Origin of the sequence: Ancylobacter tetraedralis (assembly GCF_014195655.1) — a bacterium.
GTDB classification, from domain to species: domain Bacteria; phylum Pseudomonadota; class Alphaproteobacteria; order Rhizobiales; family Xanthobacteraceae; genus Ancylobacter; species Ancylobacter tetraedralis.
This window is the reverse complement of record NZ_JACICD010000001.1, coordinates 181874-202065: the sequence shown is the minus strand read 5'-3', so window position 1 is coordinate 202065 and position 20192 is coordinate 181874. Positions and strand designations below refer to the sequence as shown.

The 20192-nt window shown below is 69.3% G+C and carries 20 protein-coding genes; 11 read left to right on the top strand and 9 right to left on the bottom strand.

Features of this window, described 5'->3' with window-relative positions:
* Position 1: 1 nt before the first annotated feature.
* From FHS55_RS00945 to FHS55_RS00935, 3 genes are all read right to left on the bottom strand, one after another.
* A complete protein-coding gene (locus FHS55_RS00945; RefSeq protein ID WP_183187810.1) occupies positions 2-673 on the bottom strand; it encodes an amino acid ABC transporter permease in 672 nt (223 codons plus the stop codon).
* On the bottom strand, positions 670-1314 hold the full coding sequence (locus tag FHS55_RS00940) for an amino acid ABC transporter permease (protein ID WP_425485776.1): 645 nt from the start codon (positions 1312-1314) through the stop codon (positions 670-672). Before FHS55_RS00940 ends, FHS55_RS00945 begins: the two co-directional genes overlap by 4 nt.
* An 81-nt stretch (positions 1315-1395) precedes the next feature.
* Complete coding sequence (locus FHS55_RS00935; RefSeq protein WP_183187808.1) at positions 1396-2766, bottom strand: LLM class flavin-dependent oxidoreductase; 1371 nt, start codon at positions 2764-2766, stop codon at positions 1396-1398.
* Between the two features lie 472 nt (positions 2767-3238).
* Between FHS55_RS00935 and FHS55_RS00930 the strand changes: the two genes are divergently transcribed.
* The 6 genes from FHS55_RS00930 (at position 3239) to FHS55_RS00905 (ending at position 7149) form a co-directional block, all read left to right on the top strand.
* Positions 3239-3460 carry a hypothetical protein gene (locus FHS55_RS00930; RefSeq protein ID WP_183187807.1) on the top strand — a complete coding sequence of 74 codons (222 nt, stop codon included), beginning with the start codon at positions 3239-3241 and terminating at the stop codon, positions 3458-3460.
* A 167-nt stretch (positions 3461-3627) separates the two neighbouring features.
* Entirely contained in the window at positions 3628-4044 is a 417-nt protein-coding gene (locus FHS55_RS00925; protein ID WP_183187806.1) for a VOC family protein, read from the top strand.
* A gap of 12 nt (positions 4045-4056) precedes the next feature.
* The gene (locus tag FHS55_RS00920) at positions 4057-5142 is read left to right on the top strand and encodes a WD40/YVTN/BNR-like repeat-containing protein (protein ID WP_183187805.1); all 1086 of its coding nucleotides are present in this window, start codon (positions 4057-4059) and stop codon (positions 5140-5142) included.
* 26 nt (positions 5143-5168) lie between these two features.
* Entirely contained in the window at positions 5169-5477 is a 309-nt protein-coding gene (locus tag FHS55_RS00915; protein WP_210286806.1) for a ubiquitin family protein, read from the top strand.
* Between the two features lie 50 nt (positions 5478-5527).
* Positions 5528-5899, top strand: coding sequence for a YciI family protein (locus FHS55_RS00910; protein WP_183187804.1), 372 nt, complete (start codon positions 5528-5530; stop codon positions 5897-5899).
* Positions 5896-7149, top strand: coding sequence for an RNA polymerase sigma factor (locus FHS55_RS00905; protein ID WP_183187803.1), 1254 nt, complete (start codon positions 5896-5898; stop codon positions 7147-7149). The genes FHS55_RS00910 and FHS55_RS00905 overlap by 4 nt, the downstream gene beginning before the upstream one ends.
* Positions 7150-7191: 42 nt before the next feature.
* Here the strand turns inward: FHS55_RS00905 and solA are convergent, their stop codons facing one another.
* Entirely contained in the window at positions 7192-8349 is a 1158-nt protein-coding gene (solA, locus tag FHS55_RS00900) for an N-methyl-L-tryptophan oxidase (protein WP_183187802.1), read from the bottom strand.
* A 154-nt stretch (positions 8350-8503) separates the two neighbouring features.
* Between solA and FHS55_RS23205 the strand changes: the two genes are divergently transcribed.
* From FHS55_RS23205 to FHS55_RS00885, 4 genes are read left to right on the top strand one after another with little or no spacing between them, the layout of a single operon-like run.
* Complete coding sequence (locus FHS55_RS23205) at positions 8504-10162, top strand: ABC transporter substrate-binding protein (protein ID WP_210286805.1); 1659 nt, start codon at positions 8504-8506, stop codon at positions 10160-10162.
* 7 nt (positions 10163-10169) lie between these two features.
* Positions 10170-11135 (top strand): ABC transporter permease, encoded by a 966-nt coding sequence (locus tag FHS55_RS00895; RefSeq protein WP_210286804.1) that lies wholly within the window; start codon positions 10170-10172, stop codon positions 11133-11135.
* Positions 11132-12010: an ABC transporter permease gene (locus tag FHS55_RS00890; protein ID WP_183187800.1), complete on the top strand. Its 879-nt coding sequence runs from the start codon at positions 11132-11134 to the stop codon at positions 12008-12010. The genes FHS55_RS00895 and FHS55_RS00890 overlap by 4 nt, the downstream gene beginning before the upstream one ends.
* Complete coding sequence (locus FHS55_RS00885; RefSeq protein WP_183187799.1) at positions 12007-14040, top strand: ABC transporter ATP-binding protein; 2034 nt, start codon at positions 12007-12009, stop codon at positions 14038-14040. The genes FHS55_RS00890 and FHS55_RS00885 overlap by 4 nt, the downstream gene beginning before the upstream one ends.
* A 16-nt stretch (positions 14041-14056) precedes the next feature.
* Here the strand turns inward: FHS55_RS00885 and FHS55_RS00880 are convergent, their stop codons facing one another.
* The 3 genes from FHS55_RS00880 to FHS55_RS00870 are packed head-to-tail and all read right to left on the bottom strand — an operon-like array spanning position 14057 to position 16814.
* A complete protein-coding gene (locus tag FHS55_RS00880) occupies positions 14057-14893 on the bottom strand; it encodes a phosphate/phosphite/phosphonate ABC transporter substrate-binding protein (protein ID WP_183187798.1) in 837 nt (278 codons plus the stop codon).
* A 29-nt stretch (positions 14894-14922) separates the two neighbouring features.
* Positions 14923-15870, bottom strand: a complete 948-nt coding sequence (locus FHS55_RS00875) for a DMT family transporter (RefSeq protein ID WP_183187797.1) — start codon at positions 15868-15870, stop codon at positions 14923-14925.
* Positions 15867-16814 (bottom strand): fatty acid desaturase, encoded by a 948-nt coding sequence (locus tag FHS55_RS00870; protein WP_183187796.1) that lies wholly within the window; start codon positions 16812-16814, stop codon positions 15867-15869. Before FHS55_RS00870 ends, FHS55_RS00875 begins: the two co-directional genes overlap by 4 nt.
* Positions 16815-16940: 126 nt before the next feature.
* On the opposite strand from FHS55_RS00870, the gene FHS55_RS00865 reads away from it, so the two are divergent.
* Positions 16941-17789 carry a helix-turn-helix domain-containing protein gene (locus FHS55_RS00865; protein ID WP_183187795.1) on the top strand — a complete coding sequence of 283 codons (849 nt, stop codon included), beginning with the start codon at positions 16941-16943 and terminating at the stop codon, positions 17787-17789.
* Between the two features lie 70 nt (positions 17790-17859).
* On the opposite strand, the gene FHS55_RS00860 is transcribed toward FHS55_RS00865, so the two are convergent.
* Both FHS55_RS00860 and FHS55_RS00855 read right to left on the bottom strand, forming a co-directional pair.
* Positions 17860-19014: an NAD(P)/FAD-dependent oxidoreductase gene (locus FHS55_RS00860; RefSeq protein ID WP_183187794.1), complete on the bottom strand. Its 1155-nt coding sequence runs from the start codon at positions 19012-19014 to the stop codon at positions 17860-17862.
* Entirely contained in the window at positions 19014-20186 is a 1173-nt protein-coding gene (locus FHS55_RS00855; protein WP_183187793.1) for an NAD(P)/FAD-dependent oxidoreductase, read from the bottom strand. The genes FHS55_RS00860 and FHS55_RS00855 overlap by 1 nt, the downstream gene beginning before the upstream one ends.
* Positions 20187-20192 lie beyond the last annotated feature (6 nt).

Below are 20192 nucleotides of genomic sequence, written 5' to 3'. Positions count from 1 at the left end.
TTCAGTTCTGGGTGCGCAGCATGAAGCGGCCGACCCGCTTCTCCAGCCGGCGCGCCGCGGCGGTGACGATTTCGAGGAACGCCCAGTAGACGAGCGCAAGGAACAGCAGCGTCTCGGCGAAGGCGAAGGTGGTGGAGCCGATCGACTGCACCACCGAGGTCAGCTCATTCACGGTGATGACCGAGAGCACCGCCGTTTCCTTGGACAGCAGCACGGTCATGTTGGCCAGCGCCGGCAGGATGATGACCAGCATCTGCGGCAGCTGCACATGGCGCACGATGGCGAGGCGAGAAATGCCCATCATGCGCGCCGCCTCGATCTGGCCGGGCGGCACGGAGACGAAGCCGGCGCGGAAGATCTCGGAGAAATAGGCCCCGCCATAAAGCGCCAGCCCGGCCACGCCCGCCACCATGGGGGTGAGGTCGAGCCCGAAGAACGGCCCGCCATAATAGATGATGAAGAGCTGGATGAGGAACGGCGTGCCGCGCATGACAGCGACATAGACATTCAGCGGCGCCGCGATCCAGCGGTTGGTGAGCAGCTGCACCACCGCGACCATGAGACCGATGGCGAGCCCCAGCACCGTGCCGGCCACCCAGATGAGGACGGTCAGCACCATGCCGTCGAGCAGTTCGCGCCAGTTGTCGGTAAGAATGGCGAGGTTGAAGCTCATCGCGCCGTCTCCGCCTTGAACCGTCCCTCGACCAGCGTGCCCGCCGAGGAAATGACGGCGTTGATGACGAAATAGATCGCCCCCGCCGTGAGGTAGATCTCCAGCGGCTGGAAGGTCGAGGTCGCGATGTTCTGGGCGAGCCGCGTCAGCTCCAGAACGCCGACCACCGAGATGAGCGAGGAGGCCTTCACCATCATCGTCGTCTCGTTGACCAGCGCGGGCAGCGTGAAGCGCACCGCCATCGGCACCTCGATGCGGGTGAGAATCTGCGCGCGGGACAGGCCCACCATGCGCGCCGCCTCGATCAGCCCGGGCGGAATGCCGAGGAAGCCGCCGCGCAGGATCTCTGCGATATAGGCGCCGGTGCACAAGGCGAGCGTGCCCACCGCCGCCACCGAGGACGGCACGTTGAGGCCGATCAGCGGCAGGCAGTAATAGGAGATGAGCAACTGCACAAGCAGCGGCACGCCGCGGAAGAAGCTCACATAAAAGGCAGCGACGCCCCGCCCGAGGCGCGAGGAGGACAGACCCGCCGCGCACATCAGCGTGCCGATGCAGAAGCCGATCGCCACCGAGGTGAGCGAATAGACCACGGTCCACACCGAGGCCTGCAGCAGCATCGGCAGGGATTTGACGATGATCTCGGTATTGAACATCAAGGCTCCCGGCGCGGCGTCCGATGGGTGACGCAGCGTAGCAATTTTCCAGCCATGTCCGTCGATTCAGGCGCCGCCGGCAAGGCCCGCCTGCCGCCGCGCGCGGGCGTATCGGTTTTCCGGTATCGGCAGGCCGAGGCTGGCGCGCAGCGTGGTGCCCTCATATTCCTCGCGGAACAGGCCGCGCCGGCGCAGTTCGGGCACCACCAGCTCGGTGAAATCCTCCAGCGCCGCCGGCAGGGTCGGGCACATCACGATGAAGCCGTCCGCCGCGCGGGTCTGGAACCACTCCTCCATGAAGTCGGCCACCATGGCCGGCGTGCCGGTGATGCCGTTGCCCGTGTGCTTCTCGCTGAACAGCTGGATCAGCTCGCCCACTGTGTGGCCCTTCATGACGAAATCGGTCAGTTCGTCGAACAGCGCCTTGGAGCCCTTGGGCGCCGACGGCAGACGGTCCTTCGGGAAGGGCGCGTCGAGCGGCACGCCGGAGAGGTCCGCTTCCAGGAACTCGGCGAGCATCGCCCGGCCGACATCGGGGTGCAGCTTGCCGGCGAGATAGGCGACCTTCTCGCGCGCCTCGGATTCGGTGCGCCCCACATTGATGACCACGCCCGGCATCACCTTCAGCTCGTCCGGCCCGCGGCCGAAGCTCGCCATGCGCTCCTTCAACGTGGCGTAGAAGGCCTGGCTGCGCTCCAGGTTGGAAGCGAGCGAGAACACGATCTCGGCGGTTTCCGCCGCCAGCTCGATGCCCGCCGCCGATCCGCCGGCCTGGGCGATCACCGGCCGCCCCTGCGGGGTGGCGGCGATGTTGAGCGGCCCGCGCACCTGGAAGTGCTTGCCCTTGTGGTTCAGCGTGTGGAGCTTGTGCTTGTCGTAATAGACGCCGCTCTCGCGATCGAGCTTCAGCGCATCGCGCTCGAAACTGTCCCACAACCCGAACACCACATCGACGAACTCCTTGCCGCGCTCATAGCGCAGCGCGTGCGGGTCCAGCCCCTCGCGGTTGAAATTGTAGCCGGTCTCGTCATGGTCTGATGTCACTACATTCCAGCACGCCCGGCCGCCGCTGAGATGATCGATCGAGGCGAAGATGCGGGCGAGGTTGAACGGCTCGTAATAGGAAGTGGAGGCGGTGGCCACCAGGCCGAGATTGGATGTCGCCACCGCCAGCGCGGAAAGCAGCGTCAGCGGCTCGAAGCGATTCATCTTGGTCGGCAGGCGGCACAGCGCCTCGGGATCGCCGATCGCGGCAGCCGGCGAATCCGCGAGGAACAGAAAATCGAACTTGGCGGCTTCCGACATCTGCGCCACCTTGAGCAGGTGGGCGAAATCATTGGCGCCGTTCACGTCGCTGCCCGGATGCAGCCACCCGGCCGGGTTGTAGCCGAACGTGTACACGAAGGTACCGAGCTTCAACTTGTCCGAACGTCCCATGGCGGCCATCTCCTGCGCATCGCCATTTTATATGTATAGACTTATTTGTCGAGATCATCGGCGCGCCCGCCAACAGGGGCATGACCGGGGCGCATGATCGGTGCGCGGACTGGGGCGCGGACCGGCCGCCACAGCTCCGGCGCCTCTCCGGCGCCAGCGCTCAGGCCCGTCATGTCATCCCCGCCACGCTCGACGCCTCCTTGCGCGAGATGACGCGCGCCTTCCGGCAATGAAACGGGCTCGTCCATTTCCGAACATCACGGTTTTTGCCGGTTACTGTTTCGCAAGCACACGCATCGCGGCGCACCGTTCCAATTGGGCAGATCCCTCTTTTTGCCGGATCTAGAACCTCCCCATCCATTCCGCTCCGGAATGCACCGGCAGGGCGTGCTGGCGGATCCGGTTGCGCGATCGACCAACCCATTGAGGCCGCATGGCGGTCGCCTGTCGAATCAAACTGCGAGGTAGCGCGATGTCTCCCGGATCTCCCCTGTCGACCGTTTCCGCGGCCCTGTTCGGCATGACGCTCGGCGTCGCCGGCCTGGCCGGCAGCTGGCGCGCCGTCCAGCTCGCCACCGACCTGCCGCGTCAGGTGGCCGGCGCAATCGAGCGCACGGCCTCGCCCTATAACGCCGTCCGGCACGGCGGACTGGAGCGGCTCGACCGGCGCGCCTTCGCCTCGCTCCGGCCGTAGGCCGCGCGCCGGAAGCCGGCCGCCGACCCTGCCGACGCCCCAGCTGCCGTTTGGGAAAAATTCTCGCCGCGATGTCGGATTAGCCTTCCCCCGTTCGTCCTCGTGTCGCGGGCGCCGGCCTGCCTTGGCCGCGCCGCGCCATGGAGCCCGAGGGGGAGGGAAAAGCAATGAACGTCCAGCCTTATCTGATGTTCAACGGCCGCACCGAGGAGGCCATCGCCTTCTACACGGCGGCGATCGGCGCCAGGCTGAACACGCTGATGCGCTTCAAGGACGCGCCGGATCCGCCCCCGCCCGGCATGATGCCGGAGGACTGGGGCGACAAGGTCATGCATTCCAGCTTCACGGTCGGCGACGCCGAGCTTCTGGCCTCCGATGGCTGCCAGTCGGATGGCGCCGCCTTCGCCGGCATCTCACTGGCGCTCACCGTCGCGTCCCCGGAGGAGGCCGAGACGACCTTCGCCGCGCTCAAAGAGGGCGGTCAGGTGACCATGCCCCTGGCGCCGACCTTCTTCTCGCCCCGCTTCGGCACGCTGACCGATCGTTTCGGCGTGTCCTGGCTGATTGTCGCCTCGGCGACGTGAGGGGAGGCAGCGATGACGCAGCGGGTCTTCCTCCTCGTCGGCACCCGCAAGGGCGCCTTCATCCTCGAAAGCGACGGCGCCCGACGCGACTGGGCGCTGCGCGGACCATTCTGCGAGACGTGGCCCACCAATCATGTCGTGGCCGATCCGGCCAGCGGCACGATCTATGCCGGCGGCGGCAATGAATGGTTCGGCCCGGCGGTATGGAAATCCACCGATTTCGGCGCCTCGTGGAGCCATTCGAGCCAGGGGCTCGCTTATGAGGCCGGGCAAACGCCGGTCAAGGCGGTGTGGAGCCTCGCCGTCGGCGCGGAGGGCCGGCTGTACGCCGGCGTGGAGCCGGCCGGGCTGTTCGTGAGCGACGATGGCGGAACGAACTGGAGCCATGTCGAAGCTTTGCAGCAGCACCCGACACGGCCGGAGTGGAATCCCGGCGGCGCCGGGCTGATCCTCCACTCGCTGGTGCTCGACCCCAGGGATAACGGCCGGATCTGGGTCGGCATCTCGGCGGCCGGAGTGTTCGCCACCGAGGATGGCGGCGCCAGCTGGGAGCCGCGCAATCGCGGCACGCGCGCCGATTTCCTGCCCGAGGGGCAGAATTACCCGGAATTCGGCCAGTGCGTGCATTGTCTCGTGCGGGCGCCGGGCGGCGGCGCGCGGCTCTACCAGCAGAACCATTGCGGTATGTACCGCTCCGACGATGGCGGCAGGCGCTGGGAGAGCATCGAAGAGGGCCTGCCCTCCTCCTTCGGTTTTCCCGCCGCCGTCCATCCGCGCGATCCCGACAGTCTCTACCTCATCCCGCTGAACGGCGACATCAAGGGCCGCTTCATGCCCGGCGGCAACACGGCGGTGTGGCGCACGCGCGACGGCGGGTCGAGCTGGCAGGCGGGGCGCGCGGGCTTGCCGCAGGGCGACGCTTACTTCAACGTGCTGCGCCAGGCGATGGCGACCGACACGCTGGAGCCGGCCGGGGTGTATTTCGGCACCAATGCCGGCGCCCTCTATGGCAGCATCGACGAGGGCGATACATGGACCTGCCTGGCCCCCTACCTGCCGACCATCACCTCGGTCGAGACGCTGGTGATGGAGCGGTGAGGACGCGCGCAGCGGAGCCGCACGCCATGGGCGAGCACGTGCCGTCGCAGGCACCGAGCGAGATGCGGGCGCCCGTGCTGGTGCGCCTGCCGCCCCATCTCGTCGTGCTGTTTCCCGATGCCGAGCCGCGCGTCGCGCTGCAAGCCGGCAGCGTGGCGGAGATGGTGGCGGCGCTGGACCGCCTCTGGCCCGGCATGGGCGCGCGCCTCTGCGACGAGACGCCGGCCATCCGGCGCCATGTCAACGTATTCGTCGACGGCCGGCGCGCCCGCCTCTCCACGGCGCTGGCGCCCGGCACTGACGTCTTCATCATCACCGCGATCAGCGGCGGCTGACGCGCCCGTCGCCGGCCCCATCCGACCCTGTCGCAACTCGGGAGACCCGCATGTTCTACGCGCTGCTCTGCTACCATCAGGAAGACGTCGTCTGCGCCTGGACCCAGCAGGAGGACGACGCGGTGATGGAGAGGCTCGCCGTGGTGCACGAGCGGCTGGCCCGGGCGGGCAAGCTCGGCCCGGCGGCGCGGCTGCTGCCCACCACCGCCGCGACCACGCTGCGCAAGGACCAGGACCCGCCGCTGATACTCGACGGCCCGTTCGCCGAGACGAAGGAGCAGTTGCTCGGCTTCTATCTGCTGGATTGCGTGGATCTGGAGGAAGCGCTCGCCATCGCCCGCGAGCTCGGCGTGGCCAATCCCGGCGGCGCCTATGAGGTCCGCCCCACCCGCCTGTTCCTCGACGGCGGCGCGCGGGGATGAAGGAGGAGGAGGCGCACCGGATCGGGGCGACCCTCACGGCGGCGCGCCCGCAGGCGATCGCCGCGCTGCTGCGCCACTTCCGCGACCTCGACCTTGCCGAGGAGGCCTTTCAGGAGGCCAGCCTCCGGGCACTCAGGACCTGGCCGGAGAAGGGCCCGCCACGCGATGCCGCCGCCTGGCTGATCTTCGTCGGCCGCAACATCGCGCTCGACGCGGTGCGACGGCGGGCGCGGCAGAGCGAGCTGCCGCCCGAAGACGTGCTGGCCGAGGCGCTGTCCGATACCGGCGACGCGGAGGCGGCGATCGTCGAGCGGCTGGACGGCGCGCAGTATCGCGACGACGTGCTGCGCCTCCTGTTCATCTGCTGCCACCCGGACCTGCCGGCGGCGCAGCAGATCGCGCTGGCGCTGCGCATCGTCTCCGGGCTCTCCGTCCGGCAGATCGCCCGCGCCTTTCTCGTCAGCGAGGCGGCGATGGAGCAGCGCATCACCCGGGCCAAGGCCCGCGTCGCGCGCGCCGATGTGCCGTTCGAGGCGCCGGGCGCGGTGGAGCGGGCGCAGCGTCTGGGCGGGGTGGCGGCGATGCTCTATCTCGTCTTCAACGAGGGATATTCAGCCGCCGGCGACACGTCCGCCGCCCGCGAGCCGCTCTGCGAGGAAGCGATCCGGCTGGCGCGGCTGCTGCTGCGCCTGTTTCCCGCCGAGCCGGAAATCATGGGCCTCGCCACCCTGATGCTGCTGCAGCACGCCCGCGCCGGCGCCCGCTTCGATGCCGCCGGCGCGGTAATCCTGCTCGACCGGCAGGACCGCCGGCTCTGGAACCGGGCGATGATCGCGGAAGGGCTGGCGCTGCTCGACAAGGCGTTGCGCCACCGGCGGCCCGGCCCCTACCAGGTGCAGGCCGCCATCGCCGCGCTGCATGCCCGCGCGCCGACGCCCGAGGCGACCGACTGGGGCGAGATCGACCTGCTCTACGGCACGCTCGAAATCCTGCAGCCCTCCCCTGTCGTCACCCTCAACCGGGCGGTGGCGGTCTCCAAGCTGCGCGGCCCGGAGGCGGCGCTCGCGCTGGTGGAGCCGCTCGGGGAGCGGCTCGCAGGCTATTTCCACTATCACGGCCTGCGCGGCGCGCTGCTGATGCAGCTCGGCCGAACCGTCGAGGCGCGCGAGGGCTTCCTGGCGGCGATCGGCCTCGCCACCACCGCGGCGGAAGCCGCTCATATCCGCGCCCATCTCGACGCCCTGAAGTGAGGCGCCCGGGAGTGGCGCGGCCGGCGCGGGAAGGTGCCGCCGTCAGGCTGTCGCCGCCTTGGCCTCGAGCGCCGCGAAACTGAACGCCGTGATGGGCAGCGCCGTCTCGCCGTGCTGGGCGAGATCGGCGAGGATTTCCCCCACCACGCTGGCGAACTTGTAGCCATGGCCCGAACAGGGTGAGGCGACCACGACATTGGGCGCGCCGGGCAGCGTATCCAGCAGGAAGTCCTCGCCCGGCAGCATCGTGTAGCGGCAGGTGGTGGCCGCGAGGCGCCGGCCCGCGGCCAGCGGCAGGCGCCGGGCGATGAAATCGTCCAGCAGCGCGGTATCGGCGTCGTTGACCGGCGGGTTCGGCGCGTCGGGATCGGTGATCGGCTCGCGGAAATGCGCGTGCTTGCCCACCTTCACCCCCGCGCCATCCAGCTGCGGGAAGCCGAAGAAGGAGCCGACCGGGCCGGCATCGCGCAGAAACACCGGCATGGTGCCGAGCGCGGTGGCCGCCTCGTCCTTCGGCGCGTACCACGCCACAACCTGGCGGATCGGGCTCGCCAGCGCCGCCAGCGCGGGGATCAGCTGGCCGATCCACGGCCCCGTCGCCGCCACCACACGCCCCACTCGCACGCGCTCCGTGCCGATATGAAGGGTCACGCCACCATCATCGGGGGCGATGGCGGTGACGCGGGCCGGCATGCGGATCTGCGCACCATTGCGCCGGGCAAGGTCGAGACAGGCCGCGACCGCCGCTTCCGGCCGCACGAATCCGCCCTGTGTCTCGAACACGGCGATCTCGTCGGCATCGAGCGCGAAAGCGGGATAGCGCCGGGCCATGTCCGCGCGATCGAGCACCTCGTGGTCGAGATCATAGGCGCGGCAGGAGGCCAGCGTGCCGGAGACGATGGGGCTGTCCGGCCGGCCGATCTGCAGCACGCCGGTGATGGTGAGCACGTCCCGCCCGGTATCGCGCTCCAGCGCCCGCCAGTTCTCATAGGCGCGGCGCAGCAGCGGCACGTAGCTCGGATCCTCGAAATAGCCGAGGCGGATGATCCGGCTGTCGCCATGCGAGGAGCTAAGACCATGAGCCGGCGAATATGCCTCCAGCCCGAGCACGCGCTGCCCGCGTGCCGAAAGATGCGCCAGCGCGGCACTGCCCATGGCACCGAGGCCAATCACGGCGACATCATAGTCGAGAGCGGTCATCCGGGCATCCTCGCATTTGTGCTGCAGCGCAGCGGCTTTTCGGGCTTGCGGCCGGCTTCGCCGCCGTCGAAGATAGGTCAGCATGCCACCCCATGGCATGGGTTTTGTATAGATATAATCATAATCTTCCAGAGTACCGAACAGGAGCCGTGCCATGTCTAAGCTCATCGGATTCGTGAACAAATGGCGGCAGGGCGCGAGCGAGCTCGAGAACGGGGTCGTCGACCAGTTCCTGCTGGGGCAGCTTGATCGCCGGGCCTTCTTCCGCCATGGCAGCCGCATCGGCCTGTCGGCGGCGGTCATGGCCGGTGTACTGCAGGGCGCTGGTTTCGCGCCCATCGGCCGCGCCTTCGCGCAGGGCAAGTCGGGCGGCACCATCCGCGTCGCGCAGATCACCCCATCGGGCGCCATCGAGCCGGTATCGGTCGCCGATCAGGGCGGGCTCCTGCCGCTGGCGCTGGCCGGCGATTTCCTTGCGCTCGACGGGCCGGACCTCGTGCTGCGCCCGATGCTCGCCACCTCCTGGAAGCCGAACGAGGACGGCAGCGTCTGGACCTTCACCCTGCGCCCCGGCGTCAAGTTCCACGACGGCCGCACCATGACCGCCGACGACGTGGTGGCCTCGATCGACCGGCTCGCCGACCCCGCCAACGGCTCCAACGCGCTGTCCGCCTTCAAGGGCGTGCTGTCGAAGGGCGGCACCACCAAGGTCGACGACCTGACGGTGAAGTTCACGCTGGACGCGCCGAACGGCAACTTCCCCTATTACGTCTCGTCGGACAATTACAACGCGATCATTTTGCCGGCTGACTACAAGGGCGATTTCGAGAAGAATTTCAACGGCACCGGGCCGTTCAAGATCGAGACCTACACCCCCAAGGTCGGCGCCACCTTCGTGCGCAACCCCGATTACTGGGCCGGGCCGGCGCTCGCCGACAAGGTGGAGATCAGCTTCTATGCCGAGCAGCAGCCGCAGGTGCTGGCCGTGCTGGGCGGACAGATCGACCTCGTGCAGCAGATCGTGGCGCAGGGCTCGCAGAGCCTGTTCGACAATCCCGCGGTCAAGATCCTGCGCCTCAAGTCGAATGCCCATCGCCAGATCCACATGAAGAACAAGGGCGCCTTCGCCGACAAGCGCGTGCGCCAGGCCGTGGCGCTGACGCTGGACCGGCCGGCCATCATCAAGGGCCTGTTCAAGGGCATGGCCGACCCGGGCAATGACAGCCCCTTCGCCCCGGTCTTCCCCTCTACCGACACCAGCGTGCCGCAGCGGGTGAAGGACATCGCCAAGGCCAAGGAACTGATGGCCGCCGCCGGTGCCGAGAAGGGCTTCGAGGTCACGCTGACCACGATGCAGATGCAGGAACTGCCGACCATTGCCAGCCTGATCCGCAATTCGGCCGGCGAGATCGGCATCAAGGTCAACCTGAAGATCGAGGATGTCGGCGCCTATTACGGCGACGCCGTGCCCGGCAAGTCCGACTGGCTGGACAGCGAGTTCGGCATCACCGATTACGGCCATCGCGGCACGCCCAACGTATTCCTCGCCGCCCCGCTGCTGAGCACCGGCACCTGGAACTCCGCCGAGTTCAAGAACCCGGAATATGACAAGCTGGTCGCCAGCTACATCGCCGCGCTCGATCCGGCGGCGCAGAAGGCCCAGGCCGGCGCCATTCAGCGCCTGCTGCTCGACGAGACACCGGTCATCTTCCCCTATTTCTACGATTACCTCACCGCCACCTCGTCCAAGCTCACCGGCGTCGAGGGCACGGCGATGGGGCAGATGTTCCTGCACAAGGCCGGGTTCGTCTGATCCGCCCATGTCTGGCGCGTTGGGGCCTTTCCTCCTCAAGAGGCTGGCGCTGAGTCTGCTCACCCTGTGGCTGCTCAGCGTCGTTGTCTTCTTCGGCTGCCAGGTTCTCCCGGGCGACCCCGCCCGGGCGATCCTCGGTCCGCTGGCCGATCCGCGCGCGGTGGCCGCGCTGAACGAGAAGCTCGGCTCCGACCGGCCGCCGGTGGAGATCTACCTGTCCTGGATGGGCGGCCTCATCACCGGCGACATGGGGCAGTCCTATGCCTATCGCTCGCCGGTCGCGCCATTCATCGGCAGTGCGCTGGTGAATTCGCTCAAGCTCGCCGCCACGGTCTTCGCCATCGTGGTGCCGCTCGGCATAGGCGCCGGGGTGCTGGCCGCCCTGCGCGCCGGCCGTCCGATCGACCGGCTGATCAGCGTCGCCGGCCTGTCGCTAACGGTGATCCCCGAATTCGTCTCCTCCATCGCGCTGATCCTCGTCTTCGCGGTGCTGCTGCGCTGGCTGCCGCTCTCGGCGAGCTGGCCTGCCGGCAGCGGGCCGCTGGTGCAGTTGCAGCATCTCATCCTGCCGGCTCTGCCGCTGGTGATCGTGCTGTTCGGCTACATCGCCCGGATGACGCGGGCCGGCATGGTGGAGGCGCTCTCGGCCGACTACACGCGCACCGCCATCCTCAAGGGTCTGCCGTGGCGCACGGTGCTGTCGCGCCATGTGCTGCGCAACGCGCTGTTGCCGACCATCACCGTGATCGCGGCGCAGATGGGCTATGCGCTGGGCGGGCTGGTGGTGGTGGAATCTCTGTTCCGCTACCAGGGCATTGGCAGCCTCGTGCTCGGCGCCGCCCGCGCCAAGGATTTCGCCATGCTGCAGGCCGGCATCCTCACCGTCGGTGCGTTCTTCGTGGTGACGACGCTGCTGGCCGACATCGTGACGACGCTGCTCGACCCGCGACTGCGGACGGGAGGACGCCGATGAGCGAGGCGCTGCCTCTCACCGAGCCCGCGCCCGGCCTTGCCCGGGAGGCCCGCACGCGCGGGGTCGTCGGCCGGCTGCTGCGCACGCCGAGCTTCCTGATCGGCATCACCATCCTCCTGTTCTGGGCGGTCTGCGCCGTGTTCGCGCCGTCCTTCGTGCCTTATGATCCTTATGCCGACGACCTCCTGAACACGCTGCAGCCGCCCTCGGCCGAGCACTGGTTCGGCACCGACCAGATCGGCCGCGACGTGTTCTCGCGCGTGCTGGTGGGTGCGCGGGCCATCCTCACCATCGCGCCGCTGGCGACGCTGGTCGGCACGGTGGCCGGCACCGCCATCGGCCTCATCACCGGCTATTTCGGCGGCTGGGTGGACGCCATCATCGGGCGGCTGCTGGAGGTGATGCTCTCGCTGCCGCTCATCATCGTCGCGCTGCTGGTGCTGGTGGCGCTCGGCCCCTCCACGCCCACCGTGGTGGTGGTGGTCGGCCTCGTCTTCGCTCCGCTGGTGGCCCGCACCGTGCGCGCGGCGGTGCTCACCGAGCGCCATCTCGACTATGTCGCGGCGGCGGCCGTGCGCGGGGAAAGCGCGCCCTACATCATGAGCGTCGAGATCCTGCCCAACATCACGCCGCCCATCATCGTCGAGGGCACGGTGCGGCTGGGCTATGCCATCTTCACCATCGCCTCGCTGAGCTTCCTCGGCTTCGGCGTGCAGCCGCCGACGCCGGACTGGGGCCTCGCCATCGCCGAGAATTACGGCGTGCTGATCGGCGGCTTCTGGTGGACCGTGGTGTTCGACACCGCGGCGACGGCTTCGCTGATCGTGGGCGTGAACCTCGCCGCCGAATCCCTGCAGAGGGCGCTGGCCGAATGACCGACCCTGCCGTTCCGCCCGTCCTGCGGCTCGACGACATGAGCGTCTCCTACCGCATCCGTGGCCGCGCCGTGCCGGTGCTGAGCCAGGTGAACCTGTCCATCGCCAAGGGCGAGGTCTATGGCCTCGTGGGCGAATCCGGCTCGGGCAAATCCACCGTGGCGCTGGCGGTGCAGCGTGTGCTGCCGGCGAACGGGCGCATGTCCGGCGGCCGGGCGCTCATCAACGGGCGCGACGTCGGCGCGCTCGACCGCGCCGCGCTGCTGCAGATGCGCGCCCGCGAGGTCGCCATGGTGTTCCAGGACCCCGGCCGCGCGCTCAACCCCTCGATCACCATCGGCCGCCAGGTGGCCGAGGCGTTCGAGATTCTCGGCGCGTCCGGCCACGAGGCGCGCCGGCGCGCGGAGGAGATGCTGACGCGGGTGCGCATTTCCTCGCCCGCCCGCGTCATGGAGCGCTATCCGCACCAGCTCTCGGGCGGCATGCAGCAGCGCGTGGTCATCGCCATGGCGCTCGCCAAGGATCCCTCGCTGCTCATCCTCGACGAGCCGACCACCGGGCTCGATGCCACGATCGAGGCGGAGATCCTCGATCTCGTCGACACGCTGCGGCGCGAGTTCGGCGCGTCCATCCTGTTCATCAGCCACAATCTCGGTGCGATTGCCGGGCTGTGCGACCGGGTCGGCGTGCTTTACGCCGGCCGGCTGGTGGAGGAAGGGCCGGTGCGCGACCTGTTCGCCGATCCGCGCCATCCCTACACGGCCGGGCTGCTGCGCTGCCTGCCGCGACCGGGCCTGCGCAAGGACCTCGCGCCCCTCGACACCATTCCCGGCTTCCCACCCGCGCCCGGCTCCATCCCGGTCGGCTGCGTCTTCGCGCCGCGCTGCGCGCTGGCGGACGAGACCTGCCGCACGATCGACCCGCCGCTGGTGACCACCGGCGCGGGACGGGTGAGCCGCTGCCACCATCATGACCGGGTCGGCGACCTGCCCCATGCCGTGCCCCGCGCCGCCGCCGGCACGCTCGCGCCCGCCGGCGCCTCCACCGGCACGCCGGTGCTCGAACTCACCGCACTGTCCAAGACCTATGGCTCCGCGCCCTATGCGGTGCAGGCGCTGCGCGACGTCTCGCTGCGGCTGATGCCGGGGCAGACGCTGGGTCTGGTGGGCGAATCCGGCAGCGGCAAGAGCACGCTCGCCCATGCCCTGCTCGGCCTCATCGCGCCGGACGCGGGCGGCGGCATGGCGCTGGACGGCGCGGCGCTCGCCCCCGAGGTGCGCCGTCGCACCGCCGAGCAGATCAAGACGCTGCAGATCGTGTTCCAGAACCCGGATTCAGCGCTCAACCGTTCGCACAGCGTGCGGCGGCTGATCGGCCGGGCGATCACCCGGCTCGGCGGTCTGAAGGGCGCGCAGCGCGAGGCGCAGGTGACGCGGCTGCTGGAATCGGTGCGCCTCACCGCGCGCCAGCTTTCCGCCCGCCCCCGCCAGCTCTCGGGCGGCATGAAGCAGCGCGTGGCGGTCGCCCGCGCCTTTGCCGGCAATCCGCGCCTCGTGGTGTGCGACGAGCCGACCTCGGCGCTGGACGTCTCGGTGCAGGCGGCGATCCTCAACCTGCTGGCCGAATTGCAGGCGGAGCGGCAGGTCGCCTATCTCCTGATCTCGCACGATCTCGGCGTGGTCCGCTATCTCTCGGACTGGATCGCCGTGCTCTATCTCGGGCGCCTGCTGGAAGTCGGCCCGGCGGCCCGGGTGCTGGATGGCCCCCATCATCCCTATACCGAGGCGCTGCTCTCGGCCGCGCCTTCGGTCAGCGGCGAGCGGACCGGACGCATCCGGCTCACCGGCGCGATCCCGAGCGGGGTGAGCCCGCCGGCCGGCTGCCTGTTCCACACGCGCTGCCCCCGGCGCATCGGCCCGATCTGCGACACCGAGGAGCCCCCCTTCACGGCGGACGCGCATGGCCATGCCATTCGCTGCCATCTGCCGCGCGCGGAACTCGGCCGCAGCCTTGCGCCGGCGACAGCCTGACGCCATCCGTGAGCCGTCAGGCGAGGGCGGGATAGCCCATAGCCACCGCGTCCGCCTCATAGCGCAGCAGCACTTCATAATCGGCCGGGTCGGCCGGCTCCACGCGGGTGAGTGCCAGCCCGGCAAGGAGCGGATCGTCCTGTGCCCTTGCCAGCGCCTCGTTGATGGCCTGGCGCAGCTCCTCCGCCTCTTCCGGACGGGCGCCGCCGCAGGTGATGAAGGGCAGCGTGGGCCCCGCGGCCGTGCGGGCGAGAACGCGCAGGCCCGCGACGAGATCCGGCCTATGGCGGGCGGCGAGGCCGAACGTCACGCAGTCGATCGCGGCGACATCCGTGGCGCCGCCCTGCACGCTTTCCAGGCTGAGCAGATGCCCGCCGCTGGTCAGCACCGCTCCGAAGAAGCGGCCCTCGCGGGCCAGCGGGGCGATGGCGTGGCGCAGCAGGTTCATTCCGGTATTGCTGTCCGGCCCGTTCATGGCCACCCGGCAGCCGCGCAGATCCTCAAGACGCTCGAATGGCGCATCCTCGCGCACCACGATGAAGCTGCAATGGCGCGCGCCCTCGCAACCGGGCAGCCCATAGACCGGCGCGCCGATCACCGTAACCGCCTCGCCCAGTTCGGTCATCAAGGGATAGCCGCAGGTCTGTCCGACCAGCAGCGCCGGATCGTGCCAGATGGCGCGCAGCGCACGCGCGCGCTCCAGCCCCGCGGGGACGTCGCGCCGGCCACGCGCGGCAAGACGCGCGCGGATCGCCGCCCAGAGCGCGTCATTGGCGGCATGGAGCCAGGGCGGATCATACACGCCGAGATTGGCGAGGCCGGGAGAGGGGCGATTCAGGGTCAGGTGATTCATGGTTAGGTGTTTCGTGCTTGGCCCACTCATCATCGTGCCTCGACCTGTCGGGCGGGTTCCGTCGCCGTGTCGACGCCGCGTCGCGCGCCGAACACCACGAGGATGGCGGATCCCGCGATAAGCATGGCGCCGATCAGCGCCGGCGGCGTGGGCCATTCGGCATAGATGGCGACGCCGAATACCAGCGCCCAGACCAGCCGGAAGACGTCGAGCGGGATGACCACGGCGGCGCTGGCCCGGCGCATCGCCTCCAGGAAGAACACCTGCCCGAACACGTTGCAGACCGCGAAGAAGCCGAGCCACGCAAAGTCGCTCGCGCTCGGCCAGGTCCAGAGCGGCACCGCCAGCAGGCCGGCCAGTGCACCCATGCCGATCGCCAGCAGCAGCGCGCTCACCGCGCTGCCATCGCCGCGCGACTGCAGCTTGGCCACCAGCATGGAGGCGGCGAACAACACCGCCGAGCCGAGCGCCGCCGCCGCGCCGAAGCTGCGCGCATCCCCTAGGGCGAAGGCCTGCCCTCCCACCAGCTCGAGCGCGACCTGCGGGCCGATGACCAGCAACGCACCGCCCAGGCCCACGGCAATGGCGATCCATTGCAGCGGGAAGACCCGCTCGCCCAGCACGGCGCGGCTGCCCATCGCCGCGAACAGGATGGCGGTGAAGCCGAGTGCCGTCGCCTCCGCCAGCGGCAGGCTGCGCAGAGCGAGATACCAGGTGAGGATGGCCCCGCCATTGAGCAGCGCGCGCAGGGCATGCAGCGGCAGCCGCGCGCGAGCCACGCGCGGACGCCCGGCAAGCGACCACAGCGGCAGCAGCAGCGCCACGCTGAACAATTCGCGCCAGAAGACCAGGATGAACGGGTGCAGCGTCTGGCTCACCCCGCGCACCGCCGCCTCCATGAACGAGACGACAAGGCCCGAGGCCAGCATGAAGCCGGCCCCGACAAGCGTGCTGCGGGAGATCGCGGGGAGCCTCATGAATCCAGCGGCACGCGCCCGAGAGGATGCTCCGGCTGGTCGTGCGCGCGCAGCAGGAAGCGGCGGAACACCTCGCCATACCCCTTGTAGAGCAGGCCGCCATTGCGCTCCAGGAAGGCGGCGCGGTTGGCGCGGTAGACCGCCGGCAGCTTATACCATGGCAGCGTCGGGTGGGCGTGGTGCACGGCGTGGAGATTGTTATAGAGGAACAACAGTCCCATTACCGGCGAGCCCTCCACGATGGCGGTACGCTTGAAGACGGCGTGCTCCGCCTTGTGCTCGGCGAAGGAGCGGACCATCAGCAGCGACGTGCCAGGATAGAGTATCAGCGCGGCATAGGCGAGCGGATTGAAATCGCAGACGAAAACCAGCCAGGCCAGAATTACCGCGCAGCCCGCCAGATGCCGCGCCCAGATGCGGGCGAGATGCCGGTCGCCCGCCAGCATCGCCTTCGCTTCCGACAGGAGATAGCGGCTGACCGACCAGAACGGCCCGATCACCAGCCGGCCGAGAAGCCGGGTCTGTGCCTTGACCAGCCAGCGCCCCACCAACCCCAGTTCCTGCCAGTGCTCCTCGGTCCAGTAATAGGATTCCGGGTCGTCGAGCGGGTCGGTCAGCACCTCGTCGCGGTGATGGCACAGGTGCAGCACCCGGTAGCGCTCATAGGGCAGCCAGAGCGAGAGCGGGATCGCGCCGAGAAACCGGTTGAACCGGCGCCAGCGGGTGGGGTGGCCGTGGATGATCTCATGCTGCAGCGACCCCTGCCAGGCCAGCAGCCATGCCCCCAGAGGCACCAGCACATAAAACGGCAGCTCGGCGTGGAAGAATGTCACCAGGCCCCAGCCACCATAGATCCCGGCGGCGAGCGTGAGCGTGGGCCATTCGATGCTGGCGCGACGCGTTGAATCTGGGTGCTTTGCGAACGGGGAAGCGGTGATTTCCATGGTACGATCCTCCCGCCGCGACGGTACAGGCGCAACGCGGGATAACAAATCGCCACGTGGGAATTGTCGCATAAAGTGCCCATTTGGTGATAATTCACAACGCTGGTGCACTTCAGGAGCAAAGCCATGCGACGGCAGGTCGTGCAGATCTTTCGCGAGCGTCTTGCGCTGGTGATCCAGCGCTCGAAACTCCCGCCCTCGGCCTTTGCCCGCTCGCTGGGGATCGACCGCTCCACCCTGTCGCAGGTTCTGTCGCCGACGAACGACCGGCTGCTGCGCGCCGAGACGCTGGCGATCCTGTCGGCCCGCTATGGCATCTCGGTGGACTGGCTGCTCGGCCTCACCAGCCAGGAGCGGCCGGGCGCCGATGTGGTCGAGCAGGTGCGCATCGAGGGTCAGGCGGGGTCGCCGGCCGATGGCCGCTTCCTGCGCTGGTACGCGGAGGCCGAGAATGCCGGCTATCCCATCCGCACCGTGCCCCGCAGCTTTCCCGATTTCCTGAAGCTGCCGGAGGTGATCGCCTATGAATATGCCGGCTGGCCGGAAATCGACGCCGCCGCCACCTCGCGCTGGGCGCAGGAACGGCTCGACGGCATGCGGCGCTCCGATCTCTCGCAGGAAGCGTGCCTGCCATTGCAGGGATTGCAGGCCTTCGCCCGCGGCGAGGGGCAATGGGAGCAGCTGCCGGCGGCGCTGCGGCGCGAGCAGCTGCGCGTCATGAGCGAGACCTGCGAGGCGCTCTATCCCAGCCTGCGGATCCATCTGTTCGATGTCCGCCGCACCTATTCGGCACCGCTCACCGTGTTCGGCCCGCAGCGCGCCATTCTCTATATTGGCGGGCTGTTCTTCGTGTTCACGGCGAGCCCGCAGGTACGCCTGCTGAACCAGCGCTTCGACGATCTCATCCGCGCCGCGGTGGTGCAGCCGGCCGGCGTCTCGGAGGCGCTGGCCGGACTGGCGCGAGAGGTCGGGTGAGACGCGGGGACGCGGCGCGGAACCGGGCGGCGGGGCTCCCTCTCCACGCGGGAAGAGGGATCGCCCGCGCTCAGGCCGCGGGTGCCGGCACCGGCGCGGCGAGGTCCAGCAGGCCGGCCAGCTTGGCGATGGTCTCTTCCGCCGCGCGTTCGCCGGCAATGGCGGCGGCCACGCTGTCGCCGACCAGCGGCCCCAGCTTGAAGCCGTGGCCCGAGCAGGCACTCACCACCCACGCGCGCCGGCCCCAGGGACGCACCGCGAAACGCTCGGAATCATCGCGCGTGACCGTGTAGAAGCAGATCTTGCGCTCCAGCACCTGATAGCGGTCGAAATCGCGATAGCCGAGGCGCGCCGCGCTCTCCAGCCGCGCCACATCGTCATCGGTGGCGAGGCGGTCGCCATCGGCGTCGCCGGCGCGGGTGAAGACATGGTCGCCGATCTTGAGGCGGGTGCCCCGGCGGGGCGGCAGCGTATAGGTGCCACTGTCCACGCCCATGTCGATCAGCACCGGCGCCGCGGCCCAGGCCCGCGCCAGTTCCGGCGGCGGAGCGAGATACATCACCGCCTGCCGCGAGGCCACGACCGTGTCGGCGAGGAGCGGCGTGAGCGTGTTCACCCAGGCGCCGGCGGCGATCACCACATGGTCCGCGCGATATTCGCGGCCATTGGCCACCACCCGCCCGGCCTCCGGATCGACCTCCTCCACCCGGCTGTCGGCATGGAAGCGCACGCCGCGATTGCCGAGATGGATGACGAGATCGGTGAGGATGCGGATGGGAAACAGCATGCCGCCCTCATCCGTCTCCACCGCGCGGGTCAGCCCCTCGGTCTGCACCATCGGAAAGCGCTCGCCCACCTCGGTGAGCGGGATGTCGCGGAAGCCCGAGCCCATGCGGGTGAGCGAACGCACGGTCGGCTCATACCAGCCGACCTCCTCGCGCAGGAAATAGATCACCTTCGAGCGATCGAAATGATCGGTGCCGGTCTCCTTGAACATCCGGTCATAGACCGCGAAGGCCTCCGGCATCAGATAGGCGTAGCCCTCATGCGCGCCATAGGCGTGCCGTGTGATCCGATGGTCGTCATAGGAGGTGGCGCGCGGGTTGGGGATCGGCCCCTGCTCGAACACCGAGACCTGGAAGCCCCGCCGCTCCAGCGCCCAGGCGGTGGACAGGCCGGCAATGCCGGCGCCGACGACGATGACGGTTCCGCGAGGTCCGGGCATCAGAGAGCCGCTCCTTCGGTGGGCGTGGCCGGCTGCGGCGGCAGCCAGTTGAGGTCGCGGCGCCAGTCGCCGGAGAGTTCTTTGAAACGGGCGCGGCTCAGCTTGGAGAGGTCGGCGAAGGAGCAGACGCCATCCAGCACGAGATCGCGGATCGCGTGGCCGCTCGCCGGGGAGAGGCCGAAGCCGACACTCGACATGGTGGCCACCGTCACGTTGTCCGGCGCGCTGAGGCGCTCGATCACCGGGCGGCCGTCCGGCGTGTTCTCGATCACCCCGGCCCAGCTGCGGATCACCCGCGCATGGGCGGCGCGCGGCAGAAGGTCGGCGAGGCGCCGCGACAGGCCGCGCAGCACGCTGCCCGAGGGGCGCGGCGGCGGGCCGTCGAGCGGCGTGTCGTCATACCATTCATGCGGGCCCCCGCCATAGGCGAGGTTGCCGCGCAGCGTCTGGCGCCCATACAGGCCATTGCCGTCGACCCCGCCGGTCGGCATCAGCGGCAACGGCTCGGTCACGATCATCTCCGCCCGGGCCGCCGCCATGGGAACGGGATTGCCGAGCATGGCGGAGAGCTTGCCGGTCTGCGGCCCGGCGGCGATCACCAGCGCGTCGCAGCCGAACCGGCCAGCCGAGGTTTCCACGCCCACCACGCGCCCGCCGGCGGTCTCGAAGCCCGAGACCGCGACATGCTGGTGGATCGCCACGCCGAGGTCGCGCGCGGCCCAGGCATAGGCCTGCGAGGTGCGCTGGGGATTGGCATGGCCGCCGAAATGCAGGTGCACGCCGCAAATGGCGTTGTCGCCGGCCAGCGGCACGCGCTCGCGCACCTGCTTGCCGTCCAGCACTTCCCATTCATAGCCGGCGGGAATGCGCATGGAGAGGCCGTCGGCGAAATTGGCCTTGCGCTCGTCCACCTGGAAGACGATGCGCTCGCGGCGATATTCCGTGGGATAGCCGAGCAGTTCGTCCATCTGCGGCCACAGCCGCTGCTCCTCGTGGAAAAGCGGGCTCTGGTAATGCGTGCAGCCGCCGCCATTGCGGCCCGACGCCTCGAAGCCGACAATGCCCTTTTCCAGCACGGTGACGTCGACGCCCGAGCGCGCCAGCCACCACGCGGTGGACAGGCCGGTGACGCCGCCGCCGACCACCACGACCGATGTTCCCTTGTTCGTCATGAGCGG